Raw genomic sequence first — 24,712 nt, forward strand, 5'->3', positions numbered from 1 at the left:
GTCATCCTTTATTGGCGAGGGCGGATTGAACGGCGGCGACTTCCTCAGTCGCGCCGAAGATCAGGGGTGTCATATCGTGCAGGCCCACGGGCTGGCGGTCCAGGATCGGGTCCTGCCCGTCGCTGGCTGCGCCGCCGGCCTGTTCCATCAGGAAGGCGATGGGCACGCATTCATAGATCAGCCGAAGCCGACCATTTTCGTATCCCGGCCGCGCATCGGCCGGATAGAGGAACGCGCCGCCCTTCAGCAGGATGCGGTGCAACTCGCCCACGGCGGCTGCCAGCCAGCGCATGTTGAAGTCACGCCCGCGTGGCCCGTCGCGACCCGCGCGCAGATCGCGCGCCCAGGCCTGCAGCCCATCCGGCCAGTGCCGTTCGTTCGAGGCGTTATAGGCGATGGTCGAGGCCGCAGGCTTCAGCCGCAGGTCACGACGAGAGACGTGGAAGACCCTGTCATGCAGCGTCGCGACATGGACCCCCTGCCCCGTCGACCAGCCGAAATCGATCGAATGGCCGAATGACGCATAGCCCGCCGCCACCACGGCGCGGCCCGTGCGCAGGAACCCCTCCGGCGCGGCCGGCAGGATGCTGAACAGCATCCCCAGGGGTGCGCCGACGCCGATGCTGCCGGACCCGTCGATTGGATCGATCGCCACGTCGAAGGCGCCGCCGGGGTTTAGGTCGATGACCTCCTCGGCCTCCTCCGACAGGACGCTGCGGACGCCGGCGGTGCGCAGGGCGGCAATCATGTGGTCATGTGCGGCGACGTCCAGCGCCTTCTGCCTGTCGCCGCTGTCGTTCATGCCGACGACGGCCTCGGGGTCGCCATGGAGGCGACCGGCGGCCAGACGCGCCGCCAGGGGCGGCAGCGCGTCGGCGATGGCCAGAACGATAGCCGGGACACCGTTGCCCGCCAGCATCCCGGCCAGCGGCGGGCCCTGGATCGGCCCGTCATTCGGCAAGCGCAGCATCATGCCTTGTTGTACTTCGCATCGACCGCGTCGATGGCATCGACGTTGCCCGCCGACTTGCCGGCCTTGTCGAAGCTCTCAGTCTGCGCCAGCCAGGCATCGGCGATGGTCTTGGCGACCTCGGCTCCGATCACGCGGGCGCCCATGGTGATGATCTGCGCGTTGTTCGACAGCGCCGCACGTTCGGCGGAATAGGTGTCATGCGTCAGCGCGGCGCGGATGCCCGGCACCTTGTTGGCCGCGATGCAGACCCCGATGCCCGTCCCGCAGACCAGGATGGCGCGGTCATAGGTGCCGTCCATCACCTGGCTTGCGACCCGATCCGAGAGGTTGGCATAGAAAGCGTCGGGGCCCTCATCGGTGCGGCTGATCTCGGCCACCTCGTGCTTGTCCTTGAGATGATCGGCCAGAACCTTGGCCAGACCTTCGCCAGCGCTGTCGCCTGCAATTGCCAGTTTCATGCTTTCTCTCCGATGGTTGTGGCGCAGCGCGCCAGGATGTCCAGATAACCCTCGACCGCCCAAGCCGAGCGCCCGATGAAAAGCCCGTCGATATGCGGGCAGGCGATCAGTTCGTCGCAGTTGCCGGGGTTGACCGACCCGCCGTAGAGGCAGGGCACCCTCCGCCCCAGCACGTCTTCCGCCACGGCGATGATTTCGGCCTGCCGCGCGTCGGCGTAGTCCGAAGTTGCCGGGATGCCGTTCACGCCGATGGCCCAAACCGGCTCATAGGCCAGCAGGATCGTGGCGTCAGTGCCGGCCACGCCAGACAGCGCCCCGCGCACCTGACGCTCCAGCACCTGCTGCGCGCAACCGGCTTCGCGTTCGGCCAGCGTCTCGCCGATGCAGATCAGCGGCGTCAGGCCGTGCCGGACGGCGGCGGCGGTCTTCAGCCCCACCGTCTCGTCCGTCTCGCCGAAATGCTCGCGCCGTTCGCTGTGGCCAAGCTCGACCAGGTCCAGGCCGCAGTCGGTCAGCATCACCGGGCTGACCTCGCCGGTCCAGGCGCCGGCGTCATCCCAGTGCATGTTCTGCGCGCCCACCTTGACAGTGGTGTCGGCCAGCATCGCCTTCACCTCTCGGCAGGCGGTGAAGGGCGGGATCACGAAGCGCTGGATGCGCGGGTCGTCCGGCGCGCCGACCAGGCCCCGCGCGAAGGCCTGCGCCTCGGCCAGGGTCTTGTTCATCTTCCAGCTGGTGCCGATCCAGAAATCCGTCATGTCAGTCCCTTGCGATTGTCAGTGCGATCCCGGCCCGGTCGATCGGCGCGCGATCTTCCGGCGCCGGCGAGGCATCGGTGATGATGGCGTCGAAATCCGACAGCTCGGCCAGCGCATGCAGCGCGCTGCGCCCGAAGCGGGCGTGGTTGACCAGCAGCACGCTGCGTTCGGCCGCCTGCATCATCGCCCGCTTGGCCCGCACCGCGTTGTCGTCCATGTGGAACGCCTGCAGTCCGGCCACCGCCGGGGTCGAGATGAAAGCCAGGTCCGCCCGCAGCCCGGCCAGCGCGCCCTCCGTGACCATGCCGAAGAAGCCGTTGAACTTGGCGCTGTAGATCCCGCCGAGCGCGATCAGCGTGACCCGCGGCGCGTCCTTCAGCCGGTCGATCACGGCGGCGTTGTTGGTGATGACCGTCAGCGGCGCGTGTTCCGTCAGGCTGCCGCCCAGCAGCGCCGCCATCGAGCCGTCATTGACCATGACGGTCATTCCCGGCTCGACCAGCTCCAGCGCGGCGCGGGCCATGCGGGCCTTGGCCTCGCTGTCCTGCAGCTCGCGGATGCGGAAGTCGCTTTCGAACTGGGTGCCGGCCTCGATGGTCGCACCGCCCCGGACCTTGCGCAGCAGGCCCGCCTGTTCAAGGTCGTCCAGATCCCGGTGGATCGTCATCCGGCTGACCGCGAAACGGTCGGCCAGATTGTCCAGGTCGACCGCCCGCGACGAAACCAGCAGGTCCATGATCGCCTGTCTGCGTTCTTCGCGTTTCATCAACCCCTCCGCTTCGCTGCGCTTGTAACAGACGAACAGCACAATGCAACATCATTCGTGTTACTTTGTGATTTAATGTTGTGATGACACGTCGATCCTGATATGGCCCCGCCAAAACCCGGAGGACGCCATGCCCTTAGACACCCCCAAAGACCCCGCCATCGCCGCCAAGGCCGAACTGGACCAGCAAAACTTCGCGCTTGCCAACTGCATCCGCGCATTGACCATTGATGCCGTGAACGCCGCCAACTCCGGGCATCCCGGCGCGCCGATGGGCATGGCCGATGCCGCGACAGTCCTGTTCCGCAACCACCTGAAGTTCGACGCCAAGAACCCCGACTGGCCTGACCGCGACCGCTTCGTGCTGTCGAACGGCCATGGGTCGATGCTGCTCTACAGCCTGCTGCACCTGACCGGCTATGAGGACATGACGCTGGAGCAGGTGAAGAATTTCCGCCAGTGGGGCGCGATCACTGCGGGCCATCCGGAATACGGCCACGCCAAGGGTGTCGAGACGACCACCGGCCCCCTGGGCCAGGGCATCGCGACGGCCGTCGGCATGGCCCTGGCGGAACGCGCGCTGGCCGGAGAATTCGGGTCGGACCTGGTCGATCATAACACCTATGTCATGCTGGGCGACGGCTGCCTGCAGGAGGGCATCGGGCAAGAGGCGATCAGCCTGGCCGGCCACCTGGGTCTCGGAAAGCTCATCGCGCTCTATGACGACAACTCGATCACCATCGACGGGCCGACCTCGATCAGCTTCTCGGAAGATGTTCCGGCGCGTCTTGCCGCCTGCGGCTGGCATGTCCAGACCTGCGACGGCCATGACGCGAAAGCGCTGGACAAGGCCATCGCCGCCGCCAAGGCCGAGACTGGGAAGCCGTCCCTGATCGCCATGAAGACGATCATCGGCTTCGGATCGCCAAACCGCGCCGGCACCTATTCCGTCCACGGTGCCCCCCTGGGCAAGGATGAAGCCGCGCTGACCAAGGAGGCCCTTGGCTGGACGGCCGAGCCATTCCAGATCCCCGATGACCTGGCCGCCGAATGGCGCGCCATCGGCACGCGCGGCTCCGAGGCCCGCGAGGCATGGGAGGCCCGTCTGGCCGCCTCTCCGCGCGGAGAGGCCCTGACGCAGCGCCTGTCGGGCAATCTGCCCGAGGGCTATGACGCCGCCGTCGCCGCCGCGTGTGATGCGCTGTTCGCCGACCCCAAGAAGGCCGCGACCCGCAAGGCCAGCCAGATGGCGCTGGAGGCGCTGACACCCGCCGTGCCCGCGATGATCGGTGGCTCGGCCGACCTCACCGGGTCCAACCTGACCCGCGTGAAGGCCGTGGACAGCCAGTACACCAAGGACGCGCCCGGCCGCTATATCGGCTATGGCGTGCGTGAATTCGGCATGGCCGCCGCGATGAACGGGATAAACCTGCATGGTGGCTTCATCGCCTATGGCGGCACGTTCCTGGTCTTCTCTGACTACGCCCGCAATGCGATCCGCCTGTCGGCGCTGATGGGGGTCGGCACGATCTATGTCATGACCCATGACAGCATTGGCCTCGGCGAAGACGGTCCGACCCACCAGCCGATCGAACACCTTGCGTCGCTGCGGGCCATTCCTGGGCTGACGGTCCTGCGCCCCGCCGATACGGTCGAGACGCTGGAGGCCTGGGACATCGCGATCCGCAACCGCAACGTGCCGTCGCTGCTGGCCCTGTCGCGTCAGGATGTCCCGCAACTGCGCCTAGAGGCCGGGTCCGAGAACCTGACCGCCAAGGGCGCCTACGTGATCCGCCAGTTCGGCGAAAGCCGCGACGTCACGCTGATCGCGACCGGAACCGAGGTCGCCATCGCCGTTCAGGCCGCCGAGGCGCTGCACGCGGACGGCATGTCCGTGGCGGTCGTCTCGATGCCCAGCTGGGAACTGTTCGACGCCCAGCCCGAGGCCTACCGCGCCGAGATCCTCGGCAGCGCCCCCCGCATCGCCGTCGAGGCCGCCGGCAAGTTCGGCTGGACGCGCTATGTCGCATCCGAAGATGACGTCATCGGCATGACCGGCTTCGGCGCGTCGGCCCCGATCGACCGGCTCTATTCCGAGTTCGGCATCACCGCCGATGCCATCGCCGCGCGTGCGAAGAAGCTGACCGATCGCTGACCAACCTAGCGGGCGAGGCCGCAAGAGCGGCCTCGACACGATCCTGTCTGCGCGCGGAGAGCGCATAAGGCCCAGCGGCAGCGTCCGGGCCGGGCTTCGCCCGGCCCGTCCTGTTTCCTGATCGCACCAACCGCGTCAGGCGACCAGCGCCCGTGCCGTCACCTCATCCGTGATCAGTCCCGACAGCAGGCCACTGTTCAGCACGGCCCTGATCGCCGACTGCTTTTCAGGCCCGCCCGCGATGACCACGATCTGCTGCCGTCTTGTTCGCGTCAGGTCGACCGAAAGCGTGCGCGTGCTCAGCGTCGTTTCCAGCATCTTTCCCTGGGCGTCAAAGAAATGACCCATCATCTCTCCGACCCCGCCGGCCGAATTGATCTCGTCGATCTCGCGCCTCTCGATCATGCCTGACGCGACCAGCTGGGCGCCAGCGTCGGCCGTTCCCATCCCGACCAGCTTCAGTGTCGCACTGGCCGACAGGTCGAAAATATCCCTGACCCCAGGCTGCGCCAGCAGGATCGCCCGGTCGGCCTCGGAATTCGCAAAGAACGGCACCGGCAGGACGAAGGCCTGCGCGCCCGTTTTCTCGGCCAGGCTGTGCATCACGTCATGCGGGTTCGCCGCGTAGTTGCGGGTCAGCCCGCCCAGCACCGACACGAACCGCACGCCGCGCGCCTCGAAGCGCGGCAACTGGTGGACCGCCGCCGCCAGCGTGCGTCCGTGCCCGAGGCCGATGATCGGATGCTCGCCGCGCTCGATCTCTCGGCGCAGGAACGCCGCGCCTGCCAGCCCCAAGGCGCGCATGGGAATGCCGTCTTCGCCCAAGTCGGGCGCCACCTCGCACCGATCCAGGCCGTATCGCGCACAGAGCTGATCCTCGAGCATGGCGCATTCGACGATCTCGCCGTCGATGGTCACCTTGACCACGCCGTCGGCAACCGCACGGGCGATCAGGCGGTGCGCCTTCACGCCCGGAAGACCCAGTCGCTTTGCGACCGCAGCCTGCGTCATCCCGCCGGCATAGTGCAGCCAAGCCGCCCTGATCGCCAGGCTGTGCTCGGGGTCCTCGGGCCGCCGGCGCGCCATCACGACGCCTCCTGCATCACGGCGCGAAGGTCGGCGGCTGTCAGCGCAGCGGGGTTGGCCTTCATCGAGGACGAGCTTGCCGCAGCATCCGCGCCTGCCGCCTGCGCATCACTATCCACGCCGAGTGCCGTCAGGCCAAGAAGACCCTGTTCGCGCGTCCATTGCGCCAGCAGGCGGCAAGCCTCTTCGACCGAGGCCCTGCCCTGCCCAAAGGCCCCGCCGATCCACTGCCCGACCTCGTCCAGCCGCGCCGCGTGGGGGCCGTCTGTGGCCGCCCTCCGGTTCGCGACGATGACATGCGGCAGCAGGGCGCCGCAGATGGCCCCGTGCGGCGCCCCCGTCAGCCCCCCCAGCGGTCCCGCCAGGCCGTGCACCGCGCCCAGCCCGGCATTCGCCAGTGCCAGTCCCCCGCACAAGCTGACCCAGGCCATGTCGTCGCGTGCCCCGGCATCTTCGGCTTCCATCAGCCGCACCAAGGCCGACAGCCCCCGCGGGATCGCATCGCGGCAGAGCGCGTCTGTGAGGGGATTTGCACGGGTGCAGACATAGGGTTCGACGACCTGCGTAATGGCATCCAGACCCGAGGCCAGCGTGACCGTTCGCGGGCAGCCGTCAGTCAGCGCCGGATCGACAATGGCAAGGCGTGGCAACATCCGCGGGTCACGCAGGCTGACCTTGCGAGCGTGGTCCGGGACCGCAATGACGGCATTCCTTGTGACTTCGGCGCCGGTACCCGCAGTCGTGGGCATCGCCACGAAGGGTAAAGGCGCATGGTCGAGCGCAAGCCCTCGGCCCACCACCTCCAGGTGGTCGAGCATCGGCCGCGTGGCTGGCCGCAGTGCCGCGATGGCCTTGCCCGCGTCAATGGCCGCGCCGCCCCCCATTGCGACGACGACCTCGGCGTCACCAGCCGCGCGGACACCCGCCTCGACCAGCGCCATGTCCGGTTCGCGCGGAACGGCAAAGGACGTCACGTCGCAGCCTTCGCGGCGCAGAGCGTCCCCAAGCGGCCGACTGCGTGACGGATCGCGGCCGTGCACCAGAAGCACCCGGCGCCCCAGGGCCGCGATCCGGATCGGCGCGACATTTGCCTGGCCACGACCGAAGAGGATCTCGGACGCTGTGGCGAAGGAAAAGGGGCTTGGCATCGGCGATCCCTTGTTGCGTCAGATGTTCAGCCTGTCGGCACCGGTCGCGATATGCGGCGCCCAGAAGGCCACGCTTTCGGCAATCTGCGCGACGACCTCCCGATCGTTCGGCTCCCGCTCCTTGAAGCTGAGTTCCAGGCAGATCTCGTTGTTGCGGGCTCCGCCCTCGGCGAAGGCCGCCAACAACGGTTCGGGCTGGATGCGACCCTTGGCGTTGAACTCGGCGGTGAAGGGGCGGTGGCCACCCTTGTCCATCAGCGACTGCTTGATGTGGATGATCGGGCTGACCTTCGGCACCGCACGCGCCCAGGCATAGGGGTCCAGGTCGTCCGGATTTGCACTGGTAACGTCGCCATGGTCGATGTCGGCCATCATCCACATCGGAACGGCCATGTCCGCCGCCGACAGCCGGTCCTGCAGGGCCATGGCCTCGGCAATGGTCTCTCCGAATTCGCGGCCGATGCTCATCGGTTCCCAGAAGACATGATCCAGCCCGGCGGCCTTGGCATGCTCGGCCACCTCGGCCCAGCAGTCGATGGCGATGCGGATCAGGTCTTCGCGCCGCGTCGGGTCGTCGAAGTCGCGATAGGTAAAGATCGCGAACTGCGTGCCGACGCTGCGGCCGCCCAATTCGGCGGTGATGTCGGCGAAGGTCTTGAACCAGTCGACGTAATAGCGCCGCACATCGGCGTCCGGATGGCCGAAGTGGTTCAGCCGTCCGTAGGGGCCTGTCATGCCGCTGGTGACTCGCACCCCGGTCCGGTCCAGCGCCGCCCCCATCTGGCGGGTCAGGCGTCTGACGACCGCCGCAGGCCAGCTGGGATTGATGAACTCATGCGTCAGTTGCAGGTCGCGGATCTTCAGGTCGCGCGCCACCGTGTCGATCAGATCGTCGGGATCGGCGAAGCGGTTGACCAGCGGGTTGGTGTTCAGGGACAGCGTCAGGGGCATGGGGGTCCTTTCAGGCGGCCTGCGCCAGATCCGAGCCGTCGAACCAGTCCGCGAAGGCGGCCTGCTGGTCGTCGGTCAGGTGCAGATAATGCTTGGTGCGGCGCCTCAGAATATCGTCGGACGTCTGCGCCCATTCCTTGGCGACAAGATACCGCGCCTCGGCCTCATAGAGCTGACCGCCGAAATGACGGCCCAGGTCCGAGAGATTCATCGCCCCCGCCACGACGTCGCGCGTGCGGGTGCCGTAAAGGTGGCCGTAATGCTGCACCAGCGGGCGCGGCATCCATGGATAAAGCTCTCTCAGCAAGTTGGCAAAGCTCTCAAAGTCGGCATTCGGGATGTCGCCGCCCGGCAGCGGCGCCTCGCCGGTCCAGTCCGGCCCCATCTTCGGGAACACATCCTTCAGGCGGTGCATCCCTCGTTCGGCCAGTTCGCGGAATGTGGTGATCTTGCCGCCGAAGACGTTCATCAGCGGCGCGCCGCCAGTCTGGTCCAGGTCGAACACATAGTCCCGCGTCACGGCCGACGGATTGCCCTGCCCGTCGTCGAAGAGCGGCCTGACACCCGAAAACGTCTGCAGCACGTCCTGCCGCCGCAGCTTTTCCTTGAAATAACGGTTCACGGCGGCCAGCAGATACTCGATCTCGGATTCGTCGGCCTGCACGTCCTCGGCCCGGCCCTCATAGGCAATGTCGGTGGTGCCGATCAGCGCCTTGTCGCCTTCGTAGGGGTTGATGAAGATTACCCGCTTGTCGTGGTTCTGGACCAGGTAGGCGTGGTTGCCCGCCCACCATTTCGGCACGATGATGTGGCTGCCCTTGACCAGCCGCACGTTGCGGGCCGAGTTCGAACCGGCGACACGGGTGATGAACTCGCTGACCCAGGGTCCTGCGCAATTGACAAGGCAGCGGGCGCGGAAGATCCGCTCTTCCCCCGTAGTCTCGTTGCGGGTGGTGACGGTCCAGGCACCGTCCTCGCGCCGGGCCGAGGTGCAGGCGCTGCGGGTCAGGACCTTCGCGCCGCGTTCGGCGGCATCGACGGCGTTCAGCACCACCAGGCGCGAATCGTCTACCCAGCAGTCGCTGTATTCGAAGCCCTTGTGGTACTTGCGCAGCAGCGGCGCGCCTTCGGGGGCGCGGTGCAGGTCCAGCGTGCGCGTGCCCGGCAGCCTCTTGCGGCCGCCCAGGTTGTCATAAAGGAACAGCCCCAGCCGCACCAGCCAGGCTGGCCGGTCGTCGGGGCTGTGCGGCAGAACGAAACGCATCGGCCAGATGATGTGCGGGGCGCAGTTCATCAGCACCTCGCGCTCGATCAGCGCCTCTCGGACCAGGCGAAACTCGTAATATTCAAGATAGCGCAGGCCGCCGTGGACCAGCTTGCCCGACCGCGACGAGGTGCCCTGCGCCAGGTCGTCCTTTTCGCACAGCACCACCGACAACCCGCGCCCGGCCGCGTCGCGGGCGACGCCCGCCCCGTTGATGCCACCGCCGATCACGAACAGGTCCATCATTTCCTGCATCATCTCATTCTCCTGTCGTTGTCGCGCGCATCCGGGCCAGCCGGTCCCAGACGGGCGGCATCGCGGCACGGGTCGCGGTGAAGGCCGGGAAAAGCCGGTCGTATCGTTGCGCAAGGTCCGCGTCGGGCGCCTCGGCCGCACCCAGAAGCGGTGTCACCCATTCGGCGACGCAGGCGTCCATGTCGGGATAAGCACCAATCGCCACGGCGGCCATCATCGCGGCGCCCGCCGCCCCGGCCTCGTCACGGTCCGAGACGCGCACCGGCGCGTTCAGGCAGGCCGAGAGGATGCCGCGCAACGCGGGCGACCGCGCCGCCCCGCCGGTCAGGCGCAGCTCGGACGGCAGCGGACCCATCGCGGCATAGCAGTCGCGCATGGACATTCCCAACCCCTCGGCCACGGCGCGCACCAGGTCGGGATAGCGATGCCCCGCCGACAGGCCGGCAAAGCCCGCCCGCGCATCGGCATTGACGAACGGCCCCCGTTCGCCCGCATCCGAGATATAGGGGTGATAAAGGATCTGTCCCGGCTTTGCCTGCGCCAGCCATCCTTCCAGATGCGCCACCAGGTCGCGATGCGTGACCGCCTGCCCCATGTCGGACATGATGCCCGCCGCAATGGACAGCACCCAATCCAGGTTCAGCGTCGCCGCCATGTTGGTCTGCACCTGCGTGACAACGCCGGGGATCGGCAGGCAGATCACATAGCCGGTGCCCTCATCGTTCAGATGCACCCGGTCCGAGGTGACCGCCCGCAGATGCACCCCGGTCGATCCGACAGTCGAACAGGCCACGTCGCCCGCCCCGCCGACGACGCCCGCGCCCATAGCGGTCATCACCATGTCGACATATCCCAGACTGACCGGCGTTCCGGCCAGCAGTCCCGTCTGTCGAGCGGCATCATCGGTCAGCGGATGGGTGACCTGCGTGCCATCGACGATCTCGGGCAGCAGGTGGCGGCGGCCGCCCAGCCCCAATGCCTCGATCGCCGTGTCGTCATAGCGGCGGGTGCGGAAATTGCCGAAGGTGAAGCTGGCCTCGGACGGGTCAGTGGCGCGAATGCCGGTGAGGTTCAGATAGAGCCAGTCTTTGCAGTGCAGCGCGACCTCGGCCCGGTCCAGAAGTTCAGGGTGGCAGGCATCCATATGCGCCATCTGCGCGCCCTGCTGGCAGGTATTCAGGCCGGTGCCCGTCGCCTCGAACCGGCGGCGGTTCATTGTATCGCCCGCCAACCGCGCAACCGTCGGTGCGGCGCGCGCGTCCAGCCACAGCCAGGCGTCGCCCACCGGCCCGTCGCGACCGACCAGCCAGGTGCCGTCTCCCTGCGCGGTTACCGACAGCGCGGCCGTCCGCACCGCGAGGTCCGGCACCTTGTCGCACAGGCCGCGCAGCGCCGCCGCGCAATCTGCCCAGGTCTGGTTCATCCCCTGGACGGCCGACCCGTCAGTCCCGGTAACATAGCGGTTCACGACCGAGGCCGCCCCGATCTGGCGGCCGGACAGGGTGAACGCCACGGCCTTGATGACAGAGGTTCCCGCGTCGATTCCGATCAGGACATCGCGGCCGTCGGCTGCTCCGCCGCTTGGTGTCATCGCCCCTCCTTCTGCGACCTAACGCATCGCATCCTCCTGCTGGCTTATAGCACGATTACTTTATCTGAAATGCATTTTTTTACGGACACCGCAATTTATTTCAGTTATAGTGCCACCAAGCAGCCGCAAAACGACCGCCCGAACCGGCGGTTCCTCAGCTGACCGATCGGAGGGGAGGCCGGTCCTGATGACCAGAAAACGCAGCGAAGGCCGAATGGCAGCGCGGGCCCAAGGCGAAGCGGCTGGCCAGGTCATGTCCTCCGCAGGACGGGCGGCCGCGCAGGCGACCCGCTCCCCGACCGCAACCCATTCCTGCCAGCCCGAGGCCAGATCATGACCGCTTCAGACCCTGCCCCTAAGGCGCCGGCCTCCTCGCGCCGCGGCCTCTACCTGTCGCTGATCCTGGGCGTGGCCGTCCTGGGCGCCATCGCGCTGGACACCACCGTCGTGCGTGTCGGTTCCGAATCGGATGTACGCCAGCAGGCGTTTTCCCCCGATGCCTACGGGGCCGAGGCGTTTCCCCGCATCCGCGACATTGTAACCGAACGCGCGGTGCCCGCCACCGACCTGGCCGCCGCCATCGCAGCCGATCAGGATGCGGCTATCGCTGAATTCGGCACACCCGCCTCGACGGGGGCGATCATGATGACCACGCTGACCGGCACCGCCGGAGAGCCGCGCGCCGGCGTCTATCCGCTGGAGGTCGAGGGCCTGCCCGAGGATTTGACCGTGCGCGTCCAGACCGGCCCCGCGATCAACGGCACCGACCTTCGCGACGCGCCCGGCGACATCGCCTTCGGCGACTTCACGAACCAGATCGAATACCAGGACGCCGGATCGGGCATCAACCGCGCGATGGCGGCCGAGGTGCTGGAGCCGGTCGACACCGCGAACCTGACCGGCCAGCAGGTCACCGTCACAGGCGTCTTCCGCCTGATCAACCCGCGCAATTGGCTGATCACCCCTGTTGCGATGGAGGTCCAATGAGCGAGCGGACCACCGGAGAGGTCGTGCTGGCCGCCCGCAACGTGGCCAAGTCCTATGGGCAGGTCCACGCGCTGAAGGGCGTGAACTTCGACATCCACCGCGGGCAGGTGACGACGCTGTTCGGAGAGAACGGCGCTGGCAAGTCCACCCTGATGAAGATCCTGTCGGGCGTGATCCAGCCCACCACCGGCCAGATCGTCCTGGACGGTCAGCCCGTGGCCTTCGCCAATGCGAACGACGCGCGCGACCGGGGCATCTCGATCATCCACCAGGAACTGTCGCTGGCGCCGAACATGTCGGTGCGCGACAACATCTTCATGGGGCGCGAGATCAAGGGCGCGACCGGCGTCGACTATGCCGAGGAGGAGCGCCAGGTCCGCGTCCTGATGGAGGAGCTGGAGGAGGAGATCGACCCCCTGACGCCGGTGGAGGACCTGCGCCTTGGCCAGCAGCAGATCGTCGAAATCGCGCGCGCCCTGTCGGTGGACAGCCGCATCCTGATCATGGACGAACCGACCAGCGCCCTGTCGGCATCCGAGGTCGAGGTCCTGTTCAAGGTCATCCGGGACCTGACCGCGCGCGGCGTCAGCATCGTCTATATCTCGCATCACCTGGAAGAGGCGCTGACCATCACCGACCATGCCGTCGTCCTGCGCGACGGCAACATGACCGCCTATGCCCCGCGGTCGGAAATCGACCTCGACTGGATCGTCCGCAACATGGTGGGCGACAACTATGACTTGGGGTCACCGCCGGAAACCACCGTCGGGAACGTCGCGCTGTCGATCCGCAACCTGTCCGTCCCGGACATGACCGGCAAGGACCTGGTCGACGGGCTGAACCTGGACCTGCGCGCCGGAGAGATCGTCTGCATCTATGGCCTCATGGGCGCCGGCCGCACCGAGCTGCTGGAGACGGTCGCCGGCCGCCTGAGCGCTTCGGCTGGAGAGATCGTTCTGGAAGGGCGAGAGATCTCGCACCTGACCATCGGCGATCGCATCGCGCGCGGCCTCGCCCTGGTGCCCGAGGATCGCCAGCGCGACGGGCTGGTCCAGACCATGAGCGTCGGGCAGAACCTGTCGCTGGCCTCGATCGGGCGGTTCACGCGCGGTCTGTTCACCAGCCGCCGCGACGAACGGCAGCTGATCGACGATTCGATCCGGCAGGTGACGGTCAAGACCGCCGGCGGGCACGCGCCCATCGGATCGTTGTCAGGCGGCAATCAGCAGAAGGTGGTGATCGGCAAGATCCTGGCCACGCAACCCCGCGTCATCATGCTGGACGAACCGTCACGCGGCATCGACATCGGCGCCAAGGCCGAAGTCTTCAGGCTGCTGGCGGAAGGCGCGCGGCAGGGGCTGGCGGTCATCTATTCGACTTCGGAAGTCAGCGAGTGCCTGTCCATCGCGCACCGGATCATCGTCATGCACAAGGGCCGCATCTCGGCCGAATTCGACAGCAGCGTCTCCAAGGAAAAGATCATGGCCGCCTCGGGCGAGTCCGTGGCCGCCTGAGACCGCGAGGGAGGAACCAATGTCCGCAACCACCGCAACCGCCCCCGCGAAAGGCCGCCAGATGAGCATCGGCCGCCTGCTTCTGGAGGGGCGCGCCTTCTTCGCCCTGATCGCCATCATCGCGGTCTTTTCGTTCCTGTCGCCAAACTATTTCACGGTCGGCAACTTCCTGATCATGTCCAGCCAGGTCGCGATCTTCGGCATCCTGTCGGTGGGCATGCTGCTGGTGATCCTGAACGGCGGCATCGATCTGTCGGTGGGGTCGATCCTGGCGCTGGCAGGTGTCTGCGCCGGCGCCATGATGCAAGGCGTCGAGATCGAGGCGCTTGGCGTCATCCTCTATCCGCCGGTCTGGGCGGTCGTGGTGCTGACGCTGTGCGTGGGCGCCGCAGTCGGCGCCGTGAACGGCATCCTGGTGGCCTTCTTCAAGGTGCCGCCCTTCGTGGCGACGCTTGGAGTCATGTATGTCGCCCGCGGCGTCGCGCTGCTGATGACGAACGGCCTGACCTACAACAATCTGCGCGGCTCCGAGGCACTGGGCAACACCGGCTTCAGCTGGCTGGGCTTCTATCGCCTTGGCGGCGTGCCGATCAGCGTGATCGTGCTCGCAGTGATCGCCATCGCGGCGGGGCTGATGCTGCAGCGGTCGGCCTTCGGGCGCTGGCTCTATGCGTCGGGCGGAAACGAACGTGCGGCCGAGCTGTCGGGCGTCCCGGTCAAGCGCGTCAAGATCACCGTCTATGTCGTGTCGGGCATGCTGGCCGCCGTCGCGGGGCTGGTGCTGGCGTCGCAGCTGACCTCGGCGGGTCCGACCGCCGGCACGACCTATGAACTGACGGCCATCGCCGCAGTCGTGATCGGCGGCGCGGCCCTGACGGGTGGTCGCGGCAACGTGCGCGGCACGATGCTGGGCGCCTTCGTGATCGGCTTCTTGTCGGCGGGCCTCGTGATCATCGGCGTCAGCTCCTACTGGCAGACGGTCTTCACCGGTGCGGTGATCGTGCTGGCCGTGCTGATGAACTCGCTTCAATATGGCGGCGGCGCCCGCAAGGGCTGACCCCGCATCCGACCTTCGCCGCGGGCGCCGAAGGCCCGTGGCGGGAACGCTGCCCAAGCGGCACAACCACCCAAAGGGAGAGAGACATGACGAAGATGACGCGCCGGATGCTGATGGCCGCCGTGGCCACCATGCCGCTGATGGCCGGATCGGCCTGGGCCGAGGGTTTGATTACCGTGATCGTGAACGACCCGGCCAACCCCTACTGGTTCACCGAGGGCGAGGTCGCCAAGGCCACCGCCGAGGAGCTGGGCTATACCGCCAACGTGGCCGCCCATCGCGGCGACACCAACACCGAAAGCACGCTGATCGACACCGCGATCACCAACCAGTCGGTCGCGATCATCCTGGACCCGGCCAATGCCGACGGCTCGGTCGGGGCGGTGCAGAAGGCAGTGGACGCGGGCATCCCCGTGTTCCTGGTCAACGCCGAAATCAATCAGGAGGGGCTGGCCAAGGCGCAGCTGGTGTCGAACAACGCGCAGGGCGCGGCGCTTGGCGCACAGGCCTGGGTCGAGGCGATGGGCACCGAGGGCGGTCAGTATGTCGAGCTGTTCGGCGCGCCGTCGGACAACAACGCCCAGACCCGGTCGAACGGCTATGAAACCGTCCTGAGCCAGTATCCCGAGTTCGAGAAGGTCGGCCAGGAAGTGGCCAACTGGGACCGCACCGAGGGCTATCAGAGCATGCAGTCCCTGATGCAGGCCAACCCGGACATCACCGGCGTGATCTCGGGCAACGACGAGATGGCGCTTGGCGCAATCGCGGCGCTGAAAGAGGCCGGCAAGCTGGACGGCGTGGTCGTGGGCGGCTTCGACGGCTCCCCCGACGCGGTCGAGGCGATCAAGGCGGGCGAGATGGCCTATACCGTCCTGCAGCCCGTCGCGATCTTCAGTGAGGAGGCTGTCCGTCAGGCCGACAACTTCATCAAGACTGGCGAAACCGGGGCCGACGCAGAAAAGCAGCTGTTTGACGCGCTGCTGATCACGCCCGAGAACGTCGATCAGTACAGCGCGCCCTTCGTTCTGGACCAGTGACACCATCCGGGGGTGCAGGCGACCGCACCCCCGATTTTCACAGCGCCGGGATGGTCTTCCCGGGCCCTCTGCTGGACCTGCCGGGCGCAACATGGGCCGGACGGCGGGCCTTGTCGGATGGAGGACGAAGGCCCCCCGCTTCGCCTAATGGCGACGGGCGCGACATCTCCTGCCCTCAATGTCCTGCCCTCGAGGATTGAAACATGACGCTTCTTCTGGGCATCGACAACGGCCTGACCGTCACCAAGGCGGTGATCTTCGATCAGGCCGGGCAGGTGTTGTCGACGGCACGGCGGCGCGTGGCGCAGTCCATCCCCCGGCCGCGCCATGTCGAACGCGACATGGACGATCTGTGGCGACAGACCGCCGCCGCCATCCACGAGGCGCTGAGCAGTTGCGGCCGGCCCGCATCGGATATCGTGGCCGTGGCCGCCACGGCTCACGGGGACGGGATCTATCTGCTGGACCGGGCGGGACGTCCGCTTGGCGCGGGCATCCTGTCGCTGGACAGCCGCGCCGGGGCGGTGGCGGACCGCTGGCAGGCCGACGGCACGGCCGAGGTCGCTTTGCAGCGGACGGGGCAGATGCCGCACGCTTCGGCCCCCTCTGCGATCCTCTCCTGGATCCAGCAGAACGAACCCGAGCGCTTCGCCGCCATCGGTCATGTGCTGGCCTGCAAGGACTGGCTGACCTTCTGCCTGACCGGGCGCATCGGGACCGATCTGACCGAGGCCAGCACCTCTTTCACGGACGTGCGCACGCAGGGTCATGCACCGGACATTCCTGATATCTTCGGGCTTGGCGCCCTGCCCCTGCCCCAAATTGCTCGGCCGGACGAGGTCGTGGGCCATGTCACGACCAGCGCCGCGGCCGCCACGGGCCTTGCCGCCGGAACGCCTGTCGTCGCGGGCCTGCATGACGTGACCGCCTCGGCCCTAGGCTCCGGGGGTTACGGCACCGGGACGGTCGCCATCGTCGCAGGCACCTATTCTATCAACGAGACCGTCACCGACACGCCCCGGATCGACCGCCGCTGGTACTGCCGCAATGGCATCGCCCAAGGCGAATGGAACGCGATGTCCATCTCGCCCGCGTCGGCGGCGAACTACGACTGGTTTCTCGACACGCTCTGCGCCAGCGACCGCGCGCAGGCCGAGGCGGAAGGCCATGCCTTCCACGCCCGCATCGTCCCCGAGATCGAGGCTGCCTTCGAGCGTCCCTCGACCGCGATCTTTCACCCTTACCTCTTCGGTTCGCCCCACGGGCCGCAGGCCAGCGCGGGCTTCTTCGGCCTGCGCGGCTGGCATGACCGCGCCGCCCTACTGCGGGCGGTCATCGAAGGCATCGCCTTCAACCATCGCTACCATGTCGACGCCCTGCGCGACGGCTTCTGCCCGAGCCGCGCCCGGCTGACGGGCGGGATATCCCGTGCGCCGGCCTTTGCGCAGCTTTTCGCGGACGTGCTGGACATGCCGGTTACCACCTCGGACACCGAGGAGGCGGCCGCTTGGGGCGCGGCGCTCTGCGCGGGGGCGGGCGTCGGCCTCTTCCCCTCGCCCCGGCACGATCCGCGCCAGGTGCATGGCCAGACGCGTGACTATCTTCCCGATCCTGCGCGCGTGGCTGGGCTGGCCGCGCGGCATCAGGTTTTCACCGATCTGGCGGCGGCGCTGTCCCCGCTCTGGCCACGGATCGAGGCATTGCAAGGCGACACATGACCCAAGACGTCGACGTGCTTATCCTGGGGGCGGGCATCAACGGCTCCGGCCTGTTTCGTGACCTCTGCGAGCAGGGCGTGAACTGCGTCATTGTCGACAAGGGCGACTTCGGCGGCGGCACCTCGGCCGCACCGTCGCGCCTGATCCACGGCGGCATCAAGTACCTGGAAACCGGAGAGCTGCGGCTTGTCGCGCAGTCGACCCTGGAGCGCAACCTGCTGCTGCGGAACGCGCCGCACCTGGTCAAGCCGCTGCCCACGGTCATCCCGATATTTTCCTGGCTGAAAGGGGTCGGCGCCGCGCTGCGGACCCTTGCAGGGTCGACCACCGCGCCGCGCAGCCGGGGCGCGCTGCTGATGAAGACCGGGCTGGCGATGTACGACTTCTATGGTCGCCGTCACAGGGTCATGCCGCGCCACCAGATCTGGTCCCGCGCCCGCGCGCTGCGCGAGATCCCGCCCCTGACGCCGCGGATCAAGGCGGCTGGGCAATACTATGACGCCACGGTGACCCTGCCCGAACGGCTGGTCTGGGAACTGGTCGCGGACGGGCTGCGCGCCAATCCGGCGGCGCGGGCGCTGAACCATACCGGGATCAGCGGCACCGACGGGCAGATCGTGCGGCTGGACGGCCCGCAGGGACCGGCCAGCCTGCGCCCGAAGATCGTGATCAACGCGGCGGGACCGTGGATCGACCGGGTGAACGCCGCGCTAGGCGCTCCGTCGAAGCTGATCGGCGGCACCAAGGGGTCGCATATCCTGATGGATCATCCCGACCTGCTGGCGGCGCTGAAGGGCCGGATGATCTATTTCGAGGCCGATGACGGGCGCATCTGCCTGGTCTTCGACTATCTGGGCCGGGCCCTGGTCGGCTCGACCGACACCCGCGCCGACGACCCCGACAGCGTGGCCTGCGACGACCCCGAGATCGACTATTTCCTGTCGGCGCTGCGGGGGCTTCTGCCGGGGCTGCAATTCGACCGCAGCCAGATCGTCTATGCCTATGCAGGGATCAGACCCCTGCCCGCCTCCAATGCGGCCAATCCGGGACTGATCAGCCGCGACCATTCCGCCCCGATCGCCGAGCCGGAAGGCGACCGGCGCTGGCCGGTAATCTCGCTTGTCGGGGGGAAATGGACAACATTCAGGGGCTTTGCCGAAGAGGTCGCAGATGTCGTCCTGTCGCGGCTGGGCCGTGCGCGGAAGGTGGATACCACCACGGCGCCGATCGGCGGAGGCCGGGACTATCCCGCGGATACAGACGCGTGGGCGGTTGAACAGGCACGACGCAGTGGCGCGTTACCCGCACGGGCCAAGGCGCTTCTGGCGCGATACGGCAGCACGGCGGCGCCGATCCTGGCCGCCGAGGGCGCATCGCCGCGGATGCTGCGGGACGCTGACTATAGCCATCAGGAACTGGATTGGTTGATCCGGCATGAACAGGTCGCGACACTGGCCGATCTGGTGATGCGGCGGACGGGGCTGGCGGTCACGGGGCGCCTGTCGCGGCGGGATCTGGACACCATCGCGAGCCTTTGTGCAACGGCGCTAAACTGGGACGACGCTCGGCGCCTGGCCGAGCTGGAACAGACGCAGGCGGTGCTTCTGACGCGGCACCGCCTGCGGATGGATCAGGCGGCGTCGGCCTGATCCAGCGTCGCCAGGCGACCTTCGACCGCCATCATCTGGGCCACGGCATTGGCAGCCTCGGCACCCTTCTTGACGAAGTGTTCGCGGTAGAAGCCGGTCAGCAGCTCGGTTTCCTGATAGTTGTGCGGCGTCAGCGAGACCGAGAAGCAAGGTACACCCGTCTCCATCCCGGCCTGCATCAGGCCCGACACGACGGCCTGTGCCACGTAGTCGTGGCGATAGATGCCGCCGTCCACCACCAGCGCGGCGGCGACCACGGCGTCGTACTTGCCAGTCTGGGCCAGCTTCTTGGCCAGCAGGGGCATCTCGAACGCGCCGGGCACGTCCCAGGCCTCGACCTGGGCGCCGGGCATCTGGCGCGCAGCCTCGGCCAGGAAGCCGTCATGGGCGCGGTCGACGACATCGGAATGCCAGCGGGCCTTGATGAATGCGATACGGGGGGATTTGGTCATCTTTCAGGAACCTTCCGATAAGTTGCGTCAGGTCCCAAGGCAGTCACCACGCATGGCCCGGGGCGGACCAGACGCGGTTCTCTTTCATCCGGACTATACCGTCGGCCCCGGAGTTTCACCGGATCTGCTGACCCCTTCCATCGGAAGGGCGCTCGCGGGCTGTGACCGCCGGTGGGGAATTGCACCCCGCCCTGAGAACAGCTTGAAGATAACGCCTTGCCAAAGCGCCGCCAAGTGTGATGCGGCATCTTTCGGTCGGAATGCGACCATTAGATCGGGTCGATGTCGCCCCTGTCCCTTTCGGCGTGGAAACCGGCCACGAAACCCTCCAGCTGGCCAGCCGCGATCGCACCGCGCAGCCCGTCCATCAGCCGCTGGTAATAGCGCAGGTTGTGCCAGGTCAGCAGCATGCCGCTGATCATCTCACCGGCGCGGAAGACGTGGTGCAGATAGGCGCGGGAATAGCCGGTGCAGGCGGGGCAGTCGCAGGTCTCGTCCAGGGGGCGCGGGTCGTCCTGGTGGCGGGCGTTCTTGATGTTGACCTGCCCGCGCGGCGTCCAGGCCTGCCCCGTCCGGCCTGATCGCGAGGGCAGCACGCAGTCCATCATGTCGATGCCGCGCTGCACAGCACCCACGATGTCGTCGGGCTTGCCCACCCCCATCAAGTAACGCGGCTTGTCCACCGGCAGGAAACCTGGGGCATAATCCAGCACGCCGAACATCGCCTCCTGTCCCTCCCCCACGGCCAGCCCGCCGACCGCATAGCCGTCGAAGCCGATGCCGCGCAGCGCCTGGGCCGACTCCTCGCGCAGATCACGCGTGACGCCGCCCTGCATGATCCCGAACAGCGCATGTCCCGGCCGGTCGCCGAAGGCGTCGCGGGACCGCTGCGCCCACCGCATCGACAGGCGCATCGATTCCGCCACGGCCTCTTCCGTCGCTGGCAGCGCGGGGCATTCGTCGAAGGCCATGACGATGTCGCTGCCCAGCAGGCGCTGGATCTCCATGCTGCGTTCCGGGGTCAGGTGGTGTTTCGATCCGTCGATATGGCTGGAAAAGGTCACGCCTTCTTCGGTCAGCTTGCGCAGGCCAGCCAGGCTCATCACCTGAAAGCCCCCGGAGTCCGTCAGGATCGGGCGGTCCCAGTTCATGAACCGGTGCAGACCGCCCATCCGCGCCACCCGCTCGGCCCCCGGCCGCAGCATCAGGTGATAGGTGTTGCCCAGCAGGATGTCGGCGCCCGTCGCGCGCACGCTTTCGGGCAGCATCGCCTTGACCGTCGCTGCCGTGCCGACCGGCATGAAGGCGGGGGTGCGGATCTGGCCGCGCGGCGTGTCGATGACCCCGGTGCGCGCCGCGCCGTCGGTCGCCTGGAGAGTGAACTGGAAACGCGTGGTCATGCTGCTGCCTGTCTGCGGAACCGGCCGCTTGTAGCGTCAGGGCCGCAGCGGTGCAATGCGCCCCACTGGACCGGGATGCCGCGGCATCCTATATAATCGGTCGGAATTGAAGGATGAGCCGATGACCGAACCCCTGATGGAAGGCGCGCCGCTGATCGCGCCCTCGTCCACCGACCACCCGCTGTACGAAGCGGTCGTCGAGGCCTGCAAGACGGTCTACGACCCCGAGATCCCGGTGAACATCTATGACCTGGGCCTGATCTACACGATCGACATCAACCCGGAAAACGAGGTCCGGGTGATCATGACGCTGACCGCCCCCGGCTGCCCCGTCGCGGGCGAGATGCCGGGCTGGGTCGCCGATGCAGTCGAACCGCTGCCCGGCGTCAAGCAGGTCGACGTCGAGATGACGTTCCAGCCCCAGTGGGGCATGGACATGATGTCGGACGAGGCGCGTCTGGAACTGGGCTTCATGTAGGCTTGAACCAGCGGGGGCTGCGTCCCTATCTTGATGTGACGTCGAAAGGAATTCGCCATGTTCTCGATACCCGGTGCTGCCCCCGTCACCATCACGCCGGCCGCCGCCGCGCAGATCTCGCGCCTGATGGCAGGCAAGGACGCCTATGGCCTTCGCATCGGCCTGAAGAAGGGCGGCTGCGCGGGCATGGAATACACCATGGAACTGGCCGCCGAGCCTGCCGCCAACGAGGAGGTCGTGGACCGGGACGGCGCCCGCGTGCTGATCGCGCCCATGGCACAGATGTTCCTGTTCGGAACCGAGATCGACTATGAGACCGGCCTTCTGGAATCGGGCTTCAAGTTTCGCAATCCGAACGTTACCGACAGTTGCGGCTGCGGTGAATCCGTGCGCTTCGAGCCGCTGGAAGGCAGCCGCGCCCAGGACTGATCTTATGTGAGCGTTATCGCTGTTGCCCCCCGCTGCCCCGCTGGCTAAGCCTCTGGGGTCAACGGAGGGGATTTGCATGGCACCGCGGAAGCTTGTGGCTGGAAACTGGAAGATGAACGGCGATCTGGCCGCACTCGATCAGGTCGACGAAATCGCGAAGGCCGCCCAAGATGCCGGGTGCGATGTGCTGATCTGCCCGCCGGCCCTTCTTGTGCACGCGATGAAGGCGCGAGCGGGCGACATGCTGCTGGTCGGGGGCCAGGATTGCCACACGAAGGCGTCGGGCGCACATACCGGCGACATCGCTGCCCGGCAACTGTGCGATGTGGGTGCGACGCATGTGATCGTCGGCCATTCCGAGCGTCGCGCCGACCATTCCGAGACCAGCGAAGACGTGGCCGCCAAGGCCGCAGCCGCACACGAGGCCGGTCTGACCGCCATCATCTGCCTGGGCGAGACCGAGGATCAGCGCGACGCTGGATCGACGCTCGAGGTCATCGCCGCGCAGCTGGCAGCCTCGGTTCCGTCGGGCGCCACGGCCGGCAACACCGTCGTCGCCTACGAGCCGGTCTGGGCGATCGGCACCGGTCGTGTCCCCGACACCGCACAGATCGCCGAGGTCCACGACAAGCTGCGCCAAGACCTCTGCGCGCAGCTGCCGGACGGCGCCGAGGTGACCTTGCTCTACGGCGGCAGCGTCAAGGCCGGCAACGCAGCCGAGATCTTCGCGATCCCCAACGTGGACGGCGCGCTGGTGGGCGGTGCCAGCCTTGCCGCAGCGGACTTTGTCCCTATCATCCGGGCGATGACCTGACGCAACTGTCGGCGGCAGCGATTTTGTCGTTGCAGAGCCGGGTCGAGCCGGTTAATCAATCCCCGTCCGCACCCGTAGCTCAGCTGGATAGAGCGCTGCCCTCCGAAGGCAGAGGCCAGAGGTTCGAATCCTCTCGGGTGCGCCAATCTGTCATGTCTTTCATAGCATTCACAGCGACTTGATCTGTGGCGGTGGAGAATTATCCCCCGTGCCGTCCCCGCCTTGTGTAGGAAGCTAGGGGACGGTCTGGGAACCTTATCACGGGACTTCAGTCGAGCATTCGGGATCGGCGGCCCTGATCTTCTCTGGCCCTGCGTCCAGATGATGGAGTGCATCATTCAGCAAATCCATCGCATGCGCTGCGCCCCGTGGTAGCGGTGCAGTGTCTTTCTCTTGAAGGGCTGCACGATACAGAAGATCCAGAAAGCACATCGCGTCATGCAGCTTGTCGGCGCTATCGTTCAGGTCGTGGATCGCGCTCATGCTGCGGCCTCCTTCCTCCAGATGCCGTGGCCGGTTTGGCGCTGGAGAAAATCAGCACCGTCGATGACGATGCCATTCAGGCCTTCCGCGACCTCCAGGAGATCCGCCACGACGTGGGTTCTCTGGTGGTCGTTGCAGATCCCACTGCAAGGGGTAACGGGAGTGATCCACATGGCACTTTTAAACATCATTCGACGCCTGCACTTGCGGCAGAAGCTGGCGGTCCGCGAGATCGCGCGGCGCACTGGCCTGTCGCGCAACACGATTACCAAGCACCTGGCGGAGGGCACGATCGAGCCGAGGTTCGCGACGCCGAATCGCCCGAGCAAGCTTGATCCTTTCCCCAGAAGCTGGCCGGCTGGTTGAAGACGGAGGCCGGCAAGTCGCACAAGCAGCGGCGGACGCTGAAGCAGATGCATGCCGATCTCTCGAAGCTCGGCTTCACCGGCTCCTGCAACCCGGTTGCGGCGTTTGCACGAGATTGGCGGCAGATCGGCAGCGCGAGCAACAGACTACGGGCCGTGGGACCTTTGTTCCGCTGGCTTTCCAGCCCGGCGAAGCCTTTCAGTTCGATTGGAGCAAAGACTATAGGCATTTGGCCAACGAGCGCACCAAGCTTCAGATGGCCCACATCAAGCTGTCCCACAGCCGAGCGTTCCTGTTGCGCACTTACCCCCTGCAGACCCACGAGATGCTGTCGACGCCCACTGGCATGGCTTTCGCGTGCTTGACGGCGTGCCCGAAAGGGTATCTATGACAACATGCGCACGGCGGTGGACCGCGTTGGCCATGGCCAACCACTACGTCTTCGAGCCGCCGTCCATTGGGCTCGGACCGATGGCGCCGCAATAAAACGGCTTCTGCGATCCGACCGCAGGCTGGGACTGCGCCGGCGTGGGGCCACCGGTTCGAGCCCGCTGGCGCAGGGACAGGTCGAGAAGAACGTTCAGGACTCCCGTCGCCAGGTCTTGCAGAGGATGCCGGGCTTTCCCGACCTTGCCACGATGAATGCTGGCTGGAGCAGCGTTGCCTGGAGGTACGGCAGGAGACCCCGCGTGGCACGCTGCCCGGCACGATCGCCGATGTTTGGGCTGAGGAGCGGGCGGCGCTGATGCCGTTGCCGTCCGTCTTTGACGGCTTCATCGAGTTGAGCAAGCGCGTCTCGCCCACCGAGAGTGTCAGATTTTCTGTGTATGAGTGATCTGGTCCATGCTTCTTCGACAGGAAGCATGCATGACGATCTCCAAGGAACTGCTGGACGAATTGCTGAAGGGCGTAGAGCGCCCTGA

At 67.0% G+C, this 24,712-nt stretch carries 22 protein-coding genes, 1 tRNA gene, 1 pseudogene and 1 riboswitch; of the genes and pseudogenes, 12 read left to right on the forward strand and 12 right to left on the reverse strand.

Going from position 1 to position 24,712, the window contains the following annotated elements; genetic code table 11:
* Position 1: 1 nt before the first annotated feature.
* From OC184_RS10810 to OC184_RS10825, 4 genes are read right to left on the reverse strand one after another with little or no spacing between them, the layout of a single operon-like run.
* The gene (locus OC184_RS10810) at positions 2–973 is read right to left on the reverse strand and encodes a class 1 fructose-bisphosphatase (RefSeq protein ID WP_322630202.1); all 972 of its coding nucleotides are present in this window, start codon (positions 971–973) and stop codon (positions 2–4) included.
* The gene (gene derI, locus OC184_RS10815; protein WP_265507208.1) at positions 970–1,431 is read right to left on the reverse strand and encodes a D-erythrulose-4-phosphate isomerase; all 462 of its coding nucleotides are present in this window, start codon (positions 1,429–1,431) and stop codon (positions 970–972) included. The genes OC184_RS10810 and derI overlap by 4 nt, the downstream gene beginning before the upstream one ends.
* Positions 1,428–2,189: a triose-phosphate isomerase gene (locus OC184_RS10820; protein WP_265507209.1), complete on the reverse strand. Its 762-nt coding sequence runs from the start codon at positions 2,187–2,189 to the stop codon at positions 1,428–1,430. Before OC184_RS10820 ends, derI begins: the two co-directional genes overlap by 4 nt.
* A gap of 1 nt (position 2,190) precedes the next feature.
* Positions 2,191–2,955, reverse strand: a complete 765-nt coding sequence (locus tag OC184_RS10825; RefSeq protein ID WP_265507210.1) for a DeoR/GlpR family DNA-binding transcription regulator — start codon at positions 2,953–2,955, stop codon at positions 2,191–2,193.
* Positions 2,956–3,085: 130 nt separating this feature from the next.
* Between OC184_RS10825 and tkt the strand changes: the two genes are divergently transcribed.
* Entirely contained in the window at positions 3,086–5,110 is a 2,025-nt protein-coding gene (tkt, locus tag OC184_RS10830) for a transketolase (protein ID WP_265507211.1), read from the forward strand.
* A gap of 135 nt (positions 5,111–5,245) precedes the next feature.
* Here the strand turns inward: tkt and OC184_RS10835 are convergent, their stop codons facing one another.
* Genes OC184_RS10835 through OC184_RS10855 form a run of 5 tightly spaced genes read right to left on the reverse strand, consistent with a single transcriptional unit; the run spans position 5,246 to position 11,405 of the window.
* Entirely contained in the window at positions 5,246–6,196 is a 951-nt protein-coding gene (locus OC184_RS10835) for a sugar-binding transcriptional regulator (RefSeq protein WP_265507212.1), read from the reverse strand.
* Positions 6,196–7,344, reverse strand: coding sequence for an iron-containing alcohol dehydrogenase (locus OC184_RS10840; protein WP_265507213.1), 1,149 nt, complete (start codon positions 7,342–7,344; stop codon positions 6,196–6,198). The genes OC184_RS10835 and OC184_RS10840 overlap by 1 nt, the downstream gene beginning before the upstream one ends.
* 18 nt (positions 7,345–7,362) lie before the next feature.
* Positions 7,363–8,295 (reverse strand): sugar phosphate isomerase/epimerase family protein, encoded by a 933-nt coding sequence (locus OC184_RS10845; RefSeq protein WP_265507214.1) that lies wholly within the window; start codon positions 8,293–8,295, stop codon positions 7,363–7,365.
* A 10-nt stretch (positions 8,296–8,305) separates the two neighbouring features.
* Positions 8,306–9,814 carry a glycerol-3-phosphate dehydrogenase gene (locus OC184_RS10850; protein WP_378926953.1) on the reverse strand — a complete coding sequence of 503 codons (1,509 nt, stop codon included), beginning with the start codon at positions 9,812–9,814 and terminating at the stop codon, positions 8,306–8,308.
* Between the two features lie 4 nt (positions 9,815–9,818).
* On the reverse strand, positions 9,819–11,405 hold the full coding sequence (locus tag OC184_RS10855; protein ID WP_265507216.1) for an FGGY-family carbohydrate kinase: 1,587 nt from the start codon (positions 11,403–11,405) through the stop codon (positions 9,819–9,821).
* Between the two features lie 333 nt (positions 11,406–11,738).
* Between OC184_RS10855 and OC184_RS10860 the strand changes: the two genes are divergently transcribed.
* The 6 genes from OC184_RS10860 (at position 11,739) to OC184_RS10885 (ending at position 19,367) form a co-directional block, all read left to right on the forward strand.
* The gene (locus tag OC184_RS10860) at positions 11,739–12,392 is read left to right on the forward strand and encodes a DUF2291 family protein (RefSeq protein WP_265507217.1); all 654 of its coding nucleotides are present in this window, start codon (positions 11,739–11,741) and stop codon (positions 12,390–12,392) included.
* Positions 12,389–13,906: a sugar ABC transporter ATP-binding protein gene (locus OC184_RS10865; RefSeq protein ID WP_265507218.1), complete on the forward strand. Its 1,518-nt coding sequence runs from the start codon at positions 12,389–12,391 to the stop codon at positions 13,904–13,906. The genes OC184_RS10860 and OC184_RS10865 overlap by 4 nt, the downstream gene beginning before the upstream one ends.
* A gap of 19 nt (positions 13,907–13,925) precedes the next feature.
* Positions 13,926–14,963 carry an ABC transporter permease gene (locus tag OC184_RS10870; protein ID WP_265507220.1) on the forward strand — a complete coding sequence of 346 codons (1,038 nt, stop codon included), beginning with the start codon at positions 13,926–13,928 and terminating at the stop codon, positions 14,961–14,963.
* 86 nt (positions 14,964–15,049) lie between these two features.
* Positions 15,050–16,000, forward strand: a complete 951-nt coding sequence (locus OC184_RS10875) for a D-ribose ABC transporter substrate-binding protein (protein WP_265507221.1) — start codon at positions 15,050–15,052, stop codon at positions 15,998–16,000.
* Between the two features lie 203 nt (positions 16,001–16,203).
* A complete protein-coding gene (locus tag OC184_RS10880) occupies positions 16,204–17,718 on the forward strand; it encodes an FGGY-family carbohydrate kinase (protein ID WP_265507222.1) in 1,515 nt (504 codons plus the stop codon).
* Complete coding sequence (locus tag OC184_RS10885) at positions 17,715–19,367, forward strand: glycerol-3-phosphate dehydrogenase/oxidase (RefSeq protein WP_265507223.1); 1,653 nt, start codon at positions 17,715–17,717, stop codon at positions 19,365–19,367. The genes OC184_RS10880 and OC184_RS10885 overlap by 4 nt, the downstream gene beginning before the upstream one ends.
* Here the strand turns inward: OC184_RS10885 and OC184_RS10890 are convergent.
* On the reverse strand, positions 19,349–19,819 hold the full coding sequence (locus OC184_RS10890) for a 6,7-dimethyl-8-ribityllumazine synthase (protein ID WP_265507224.1): 471 nt from the start codon (positions 19,817–19,819) through the stop codon (positions 19,349–19,351). The genes OC184_RS10885 and OC184_RS10890 overlap by 19 nt on opposite strands.
* Positions 19,820–19,891: 72 nt before the next feature.
* Positions 19,892–20,022: riboswitch (FMN riboswitch) on the reverse strand.
* 66 nt (positions 20,023–20,088) lie between these two features.
* A complete protein-coding gene (tgt, locus tag OC184_RS10895; protein WP_265507225.1) occupies positions 20,089–21,219 on the reverse strand; it encodes a tRNA guanosine(34) transglycosylase Tgt in 1,131 nt (376 codons plus the stop codon).
* Positions 21,220–21,340: 121 nt separating this feature from the next.
* Between tgt and OC184_RS10900 the strand changes: the two genes are divergently transcribed.
* The 4 genes from OC184_RS10900 to OC184_RS10915 all read left to right on the forward strand — a co-directional run bounded on the left by OC184_RS10900 (position 21,341) and on the right by OC184_RS10915 (position 23,085).
* Positions 21,341–21,697 (forward strand): SUF system Fe-S cluster assembly protein, encoded by a 357-nt coding sequence (locus OC184_RS10900; protein ID WP_265507226.1) that lies wholly within the window; start codon positions 21,341–21,343, stop codon positions 21,695–21,697.
* 57 nt (positions 21,698–21,754) lie between these two features.
* The gene (locus OC184_RS10905) at positions 21,755–22,126 is read left to right on the forward strand and encodes a HesB/IscA family protein (RefSeq protein WP_265507227.1); all 372 of its coding nucleotides are present in this window, start codon (positions 21,755–21,757) and stop codon (positions 22,124–22,126) included.
* Positions 22,127–22,202: 76 nt separating this feature from the next.
* Positions 22,203–22,940 (forward strand): triose-phosphate isomerase, encoded by a 738-nt coding sequence (gene tpiA, locus OC184_RS10910; RefSeq protein ID WP_265507228.1) that lies wholly within the window; start codon positions 22,203–22,205, stop codon positions 22,938–22,940.
* Between the two features lie 68 nt (positions 22,941–23,008).
* A tRNA-Arg gene (locus OC184_RS10915) sits at positions 23,009–23,085 on the forward strand.
* A gap of 113 nt (positions 23,086–23,198) precedes the next feature.
* Here the strand turns inward: OC184_RS10915 and OC184_RS10920 are convergent.
* Complete coding sequence (locus OC184_RS10920; RefSeq protein ID WP_265507229.1) at positions 23,199–23,423, reverse strand: hypothetical protein; 225 nt, start codon at positions 23,421–23,423, stop codon at positions 23,199–23,201.
* Between the two features lie 162 nt (positions 23,424–23,585).
* Here OC184_RS10920 and istA point away from each other — a divergent pair.
* Positions 23,586–24,218: pseudogene (gene istA / locus OC184_RS20480) on the forward strand (IS21 family transposase); the annotation flags it as partial.
* Positions 24,219–24,712: the final 494 nt, after the last annotated feature.

Source organism: Paracoccus rhizosphaerae (assembly GCF_026162645.1).
Classification (GTDB): domain Bacteria; phylum Pseudomonadota; class Alphaproteobacteria; order Rhodobacterales; family Rhodobacteraceae; genus Paracoccus; species Paracoccus rhizosphaerae.

Excerpts from the sequence above, each read along its gene's own strand:
- OC184_RS10890 (WP_265507224.1), bottom strand. The coding sequence starts at position 19,819 with ATGACCAAATCCCCCCGTATCGCATTCATCAAGGCCCGCTGGCATTCC.
- OC184_RS10875 (WP_265507221.1), top strand. The coding sequence starts at position 15,050 with ATGACGAAGATGACGCGCCGGATGCTGATGGCCGCCGTGGCCACCATG.
- OC184_RS10855 (WP_265507216.1), bottom strand. The coding sequence starts at position 11,405 with ATGACACCAAGCGGCGGAGCAGCCGACGGCCGCGATGTCCTGATCGGA.
- OC184_RS10905 (WP_265507227.1), top strand. The coding sequence starts at position 21,755 with ATGTTCTCGATACCCGGTGCTGCCCCCGTCACCATCACGCCGGCCGCC.
- OC184_RS10840 (WP_265507213.1), bottom strand. The coding sequence starts at position 7,344 with ATGCCAAGCCCCTTTTCCTTCGCCACAGCGTCCGAGATCCTCTTCGGT.
- tkt (WP_265507211.1), top strand. The coding sequence starts at position 3,086 with ATGCCCTTAGACACCCCCAAAGACCCCGCCATCGCCGCCAAGGCCGAA.
- tgt (WP_265507225.1), bottom strand. The coding sequence starts at position 21,219 with ATGACCACGCGTTTCCAGTTCACTCTCCAGGCGACCGACGGCGCGGCG.
- OC184_RS10845 (WP_265507214.1), bottom strand. The coding sequence starts at position 8,295 with ATGCCCCTGACGCTGTCCCTGAACACCAACCCGCTGGTCAACCGCTTC.
- OC184_RS10825 (WP_265507210.1), bottom strand. The coding sequence starts at position 2,955 with ATGAAACGCGAAGAACGCAGACAGGCGATCATGGACCTGCTGGTTTCG.
- derI (WP_265507208.1), bottom strand. The coding sequence starts at position 1,431 with ATGAAACTGGCAATTGCAGGCGACAGCGCTGGCGAAGGTCTGGCCAAG.
- OC184_RS10820 (WP_265507209.1), bottom strand. The coding sequence starts at position 2,189 with ATGACGGATTTCTGGATCGGCACCAGCTGGAAGATGAACAAGACCCTG.
- OC184_RS10860 (WP_265507217.1), top strand. The coding sequence starts at position 11,739 with ATGACCGCTTCAGACCCTGCCCCTAAGGCGCCGGCCTCCTCGCGCCGC.
- OC184_RS10810 (WP_322630202.1), bottom strand. The coding sequence starts at position 973 with ATGATGCTGCGCTTGCCGAATGACGGGCCGATCCAGGGCCCGCCGCTG.
- OC184_RS10885 (WP_265507223.1), top strand. The coding sequence starts at position 17,715 with ATGACCCAAGACGTCGACGTGCTTATCCTGGGGGCGGGCATCAACGGC.
- OC184_RS10870 (WP_265507220.1), top strand. The coding sequence starts at position 13,926 with ATGTCCGCAACCACCGCAACCGCCCCCGCGAAAGGCCGCCAGATGAGC.
- OC184_RS10850 (WP_378926953.1), bottom strand. The coding sequence starts at position 9,814 with ATGCAGGAAATGATGGACCTGTTCGTGATCGGCGGTGGCATCAACGGG.
- OC184_RS10835 (WP_265507212.1), bottom strand. The coding sequence starts at position 6,196 with ATGGCGCGCCGGCGGCCCGAGGACCCCGAGCACAGCCTGGCGATCAGG.
- tpiA (WP_265507228.1), top strand. The coding sequence starts at position 22,203 with ATGGCACCGCGGAAGCTTGTGGCTGGAAACTGGAAGATGAACGGCGAT.
- OC184_RS10900 (WP_265507226.1), top strand. The coding sequence starts at position 21,341 with ATGACCGAACCCCTGATGGAAGGCGCGCCGCTGATCGCGCCCTCGTCC.
- OC184_RS10865 (WP_265507218.1), top strand. The coding sequence starts at position 12,389 with ATGAGCGAGCGGACCACCGGAGAGGTCGTGCTGGCCGCCCGCAACGTG.
- OC184_RS10880 (WP_265507222.1), top strand. The coding sequence starts at position 16,204 with ATGACGCTTCTTCTGGGCATCGACAACGGCCTGACCGTCACCAAGGCG.
- OC184_RS10920 (WP_265507229.1), bottom strand. The coding sequence starts at position 23,423 with ATGAGCGCGATCCACGACCTGAACGATAGCGCCGACAAGCTGCATGAC.